General features: G+C 66.2%; 5 protein-coding genes. 4 read left to right on the top strand and 1 reads right to left on the bottom strand.

Going from position 1 to position 4,445, the window contains the following annotated elements:
* The first annotated feature begins 10 nt into the window (after positions 1-10).
* From xseB to folE2, 4 genes are all read left to right on the top strand, one after another.
* Entirely contained in the window at positions 11-163 is a 153-nt protein-coding gene (xseB, locus tag AC1DYI_RS27650) for an exodeoxyribonuclease VII small subunit (RefSeq protein WP_477207333.1), read from the top strand.
* The gene (locus tag AC1DYI_RS27645; protein ID WP_477207332.1) at positions 160-1,047 is read left to right on the top strand and encodes a polyprenyl synthetase family protein; all 888 of its coding nucleotides are present in this window, start codon (positions 160-162) and stop codon (positions 1,045-1,047) included. Before xseB ends, AC1DYI_RS27645 begins: the two co-directional genes overlap by 4 nt.
* Before the next feature lie 34 nt (positions 1,048-1,081).
* Positions 1,082-2,971, top strand: coding sequence for a 1-deoxy-D-xylulose-5-phosphate synthase (gene dxs, locus AC1DYI_RS27640; RefSeq protein WP_477207331.1), 1,890 nt, complete (start codon positions 1,082-1,084; stop codon positions 2,969-2,971).
* Positions 2,972-3,052: 81 nt separating this feature from the next.
* Complete coding sequence (gene folE2 / locus AC1DYI_RS27635) at positions 3,053-3,856, top strand: GTP cyclohydrolase FolE2 (RefSeq protein ID WP_477207330.1); 804 nt, start codon at positions 3,053-3,055, stop codon at positions 3,854-3,856.
* A 21-nt stretch (positions 3,857-3,877) separates the two neighbouring features.
* Here the strand turns inward: folE2 and AC1DYI_RS27630 are convergent.
* Positions 3,878-4,445, bottom strand: a 568-nt coding sequence (locus tag AC1DYI_RS27630; RefSeq protein WP_477207329.1) for a GntR family transcriptional regulator, incomplete at its 5' end; no start/stop codon positions are given.

Genomic DNA, 4,445 nt, shown 5'->3' with positions numbered 1-4,445 from the left:
GGTCCAGGCCATGGAGGGCGGGCAGTTGCCGCTGGACCGTCTGCTCGAGGGCTATCGCCGCGGCGCCGTCCTGCTTGATTTCTGTCGCGCTCGGCTGGCGAGCGTCGAGACCCAAGTGAAGGTCCTCGAGGAAGGGCTGCAAAAGCCCTGGACGAACGCATGACACCAGAAGATTTTGATGAATGGGCACGCGCTGAGCTGACGGCCGTCGAATCGGCGTTGGACAGCCTGGTGCCAGCCGATCCGCCGGCCGGGCTGGGCGATGCGATGCGCTACGCCGTGCTGGACGGTGGCAAGCGCTTGCGTCCGCTGTTGGCGTTGGCCGCCTGCGAGGCTGTCGACGGTCAGTCGAACGCCGCGATGCGCGCTGCGGTGGCGGTCGAGTTGATCCACGCCTACTCGCTGGTGCACGACGACATGCCCTGCATGGACGACGACGCGCTGCGCCGCGGCAAGCCGACCGTGCACGTGCAATACGGCGAAGCGCAGGCCATGCTGGCCGGCGACGCGATGCAGGCCCTGGCATTCGAGGTTCTGACGCCCGAGCAAGGCATGCCGCCCGCGCTGCAGGCCAAGTTGGTCGGTTTGCTGGCCCGTGCCGCTGGCCACCAAGGCATGGCGGGGGGGCAGGCGATCGATCTGGCCAGCGTCGGCCACCGGCTGGACGAAACCGCGCTGCGCGACATGCACCGCCGCAAGACCGGTGCCTTGCTGCAAGCCAGTGTGCTGATGGGTGCTGCTTGCGGCGCCACCACCCCCATTGCATGGAATGCGTTGTCGGATTACGGTGCGGCGATCGGCCTGGCCTTCCAGGTCGTCGACGACATCCTCGACGTGACGCAAGAATCCGAGACGCTGGGCAAGACCGCCGGCAAGGACTTGGAAAACAACAAGCCGACCTACGTTACCGTGCTGGGCATGGCCGCCGCGCGCCGCCATGCCGACGAGCTGCGTGAGCAGGCGCAAGCCGCACTGCAGCGTAGCGGCCTGGGCCGCACCCACCGCCTGGCCTGGCTGGCCGACAAAGTGGTTGACCGCCATCATTGACCCGACCGTGCCATCGCCGGATCGCGAGCAAGCCATGACCCAAGCCTTGTTGCAAACCATCCAGTCGCCGCAGGACCTGCGCAAGCTCAACCGTGCCCAGCTGAAAACGCTGGCCGGCGAGTTGCGCGATTTCCTGCTCGACAGCGTCAGCCGCACCGGCGGCCACCTGTCGTCAAACCTGGGCACGGTCGAGCTGACGGTGGCGCTGCACCACGTCTTCAACACGCCGTACGACCGGCTGGTGTGGGACGTGGGCCACCAGTCCTACCCGCACAAGATCCTGACCGGCCGCCGCGAGGCGATGGCCTCGCTGAAGCAACTGGGCGGCATCAGCGGTTTTCCGCGCCGCTGCGAGAGTGAATACGACACCTTCGGCGTCGGCCACTCGTCGACCTCGATCTCGGCCGCGCTGGGCATGGCCCACGCCGCCAAGCTGAAGGGCGAAAACCGCAAGGCGGTTGCGATCATCGGCGATGGTGCCTTGACCGGCGGCATGGCCTTCGAGGCGCTGAACCACGGCGGCTACGCCGGTGGCCACGGCCTGCCGGACATGCTGGTGATCCTGAACGACAACGACATGTCGATCAGCCCGCCGGTGGGCGCGTTGAATCGCTACCTGGCGCGCCTGATGAGCGGCAAGTTCTACGCCGCGGCGCGCGAGGGCGCCAAGAGCGTGCTGAAGAACACCCCGCTGTACGAATTCGCCAAGCGCTTCGAAGAGCACAGCAAGGGCATGGTCGTGCCGGGCACGATCTTCGAAGAGTTCGGCTTCAACTACGTCGGCCCGATCGACGGCCACGACCTCGACTCGCTGGTGCCGACGCTGGAAAACCTGCGTGAAGCCAAGGGCCCGCAGTTCCTGCACGTGGTGACGAAGAAGGGCTACGGCTACAAGCTGGCCGAGTCCGACCCGGTCAACTACCACGGCCCGGGCAAGTTCGACCCGGCCGTCGGCCTGCAAAAGCCCACCACGGCGCCGAAGGCCACGTTCACGCAGGTCTTTGGCCAATGGCTGTGCGACATGGCCGAGGCCGATGAGCGCCTGGTCGGCATCACGCCGGCGATGCGCGAAGGCTCGGGCATGGTCGAGTTCGAAAAGCGCTTCCCGAAGCGGTACCACGATGTCGGCATCGCCGAGCAGCACGCGGTCACCTTTGGCGCCGGCCTGGCCTGCGAAGGCCTGAAGCCGGTGGTGGCGATCTACTCGACCTTCCTGCAGCGCGGCTACGACCAGCTGATCCACGACGTTGCGATCCAGAACCTGCCAGTGATGTTTGCGCTGGACCGCGCCGGTATCGTCGGCGCTGATGGCGCCACCCACTGCGGCGCCTATGACATCGCCTACGTGCGCTGTGTGCCGAACCTGGCAATGCTCACGCCGGCCGACGAGAACGAGTGCCGCCAAGCGCTGACGACAGCGTTCAAGCACGAAGGCCCGGTCGCCGTGCGTTACCCGCGCGGCAGTGGCGCTGGCGTGGCAGTGCAGCCGACCCTGACGACGCTGCCCTGGGGCAAGGGTGAGATCCGCCGCGAAGGCCGCCGCATCGCGATGCTGGCTTTCGGCACCATCCTGTACCCCACCTTGACGGCCGCCGGCAAGCTGGACGCGACGGTCGCCAACATGCGATTCGCCAAACCGCTGGACACCGAGCTGGTGCTGCAGCTGGCCCGCACGCACGAAGCGATCGTGACGGTCGAAGAAGGCTGCCTGCCTGGTGGTGCYGGTAGCGCGGTGTTGGAAACTTTGGCCGCCGCTGGCCTGAACACACCGGTGCTGCGCCTGGGTCTGCCAGACGAGTTCATCGAACATGGTGACCCGGTCAAATTGATGGCGATGTGCGGGCTGGACGCCGCTGGCATCGAGCAGGCGGTGATCAAGCGCTTCGGTGCACCTCTGTCGCTGGTCACCCCGGCGGCCGCTTAACACGGATCGGCATTCACCCTGGCGACAGCAAGCGCTGTCGAAAGCTGCGAAGCTACGCAGCTGGTTTCCCGCTGTTTTCCCATGAATCACCCGACCGAAGCGCTGCACATCCCCGACACCCAGAGCGAACGCGACGAGCGTCACGTGGCGATCCAACGCGTCGGCGTGAAGGACGTGCGCTACCCGCTGACACTGAAGGTGGCCGGCACCGAGCAAAGCACGGCCGCGTTGTGGAACCTGGATGTGGCGCTGCCCGCCGAGAAAAAGGGCACCCACATGTCGCGCTTCGTGGCCTGGCTGGATGCGCTGAACAAGGCGGTGGACGCAGCCGAGCTGGCACGCGAGCTGCCGTTGATGCTGGACAAGCTCAACGCCACCGAAGGTCGCATCGAGGCCAAGTTTTCGTTTTTCATCCGCAAGCGCGCACCCGTGTCGGGCCTGCAAAGCCTGCTGGACTATGCGGGCGCCCTGGTGGCCGAAAAGCGTAGCGGTCAAACCTCAGTCTGGATCGAAGTTGGCGTGCCGGTGAAGAGCCTGTGCCCGTGCTCTAAGGAAATCTCGGACTACGGCGCCCACAACCAGCGTTCGCTGGTCACGATCCGCGTCGAAGTGGCATCGCCCGAATCGGCGCCGATCGAGTGGCACGAGCTGGTGCGTTTTGCCGAGGAAGCCGCATCGAGCGAGATCTGGCCGATGCTCAAGCGTGCCGACGAGAAGTGGGTGACTGAGCGCGCTTACGAGAACCCGAAGTTCGTCGAGGACTTGGTGCGGGATGTGGCGTTGGCGCTGAACGCGGATTCGCGTATTGGCCGTTACGTCGTGGATGTCGAGAACTTCGAAAGCATTCACAACCACTCGGCCTGGGCACGCATCGAGCGAGCCTAAAGGCCTGCAGCTCGGGCGTACTCAGCGTCCCGGCGCCTTGAGCCCCTGTCGCAGGAATTGCCCGGCGACAAAGATGTCCTTCTCCACCGCGCGGCGCACGCCGGCGCTGTCACGTCGGGCCAGAGCCTTCACCAGATCCTCGTGCGCGTCGTTCAACACGGCGGCCGCGTCGGGCGTGTCGAAGAGCTGGTTCGAGATCGGGCCGGCCTTGAGCCACAACGTGTCGATCAGTTCGAAAAGCAGCGGTGATCCTGCTGCGCGGTAAAGGCGCACGTGGAAGTCTTCGTTGGCGGCCAGGTAGTCGCTCGCGTTCGCCTTGGCAAGGGCGCGTTCCATGCGCCGGCACAGCGCCGTCAGCTCCTTGGTGCCGGCCGCGTCGAGCCGTGCCGCACCGCGCTCAGCGGCCTCGCCCTCGAGCAGCATGCGCATCTGCAGCAGGTCGTCGAACTCGGGCAATGACAACCGTGGCACGGTCACGCCAGCGTGCGGCACGTTGACCAGCGCGCCTTCGGCTGCCAACCGCTGCAAGGCGGCGCGCACCGGCATCTGGCCCACGCCCATCTCGGCGGCCACAGTGCGGATCTTCAGC

Source organism: Ideonella sp. P3_A4, from assembly GCF_056403075.1.
This window is presented reverse-complemented; position numbering and strand designations above follow the sequence as displayed.

Coding starts and splice junctions, on each gene's coding strand:
- xseB (WP_477207333.1), top strand. CDS start 11: ATGGAGGGCGGGCAGTTGCCGCTGGACCGTCTGCTCGAGGGCTATCGC.
- AC1DYI_RS27645 (WP_477207332.1), top strand. CDS start 160: ATGACACCAGAAGATTTTGATGAATGGGCACGCGCTGAGCTGACGGCC.
- folE2 (WP_477207330.1), top strand. CDS start 3,053: ATGAATCACCCGACCGAAGCGCTGCACATCCCCGACACCCAGAGCGAA.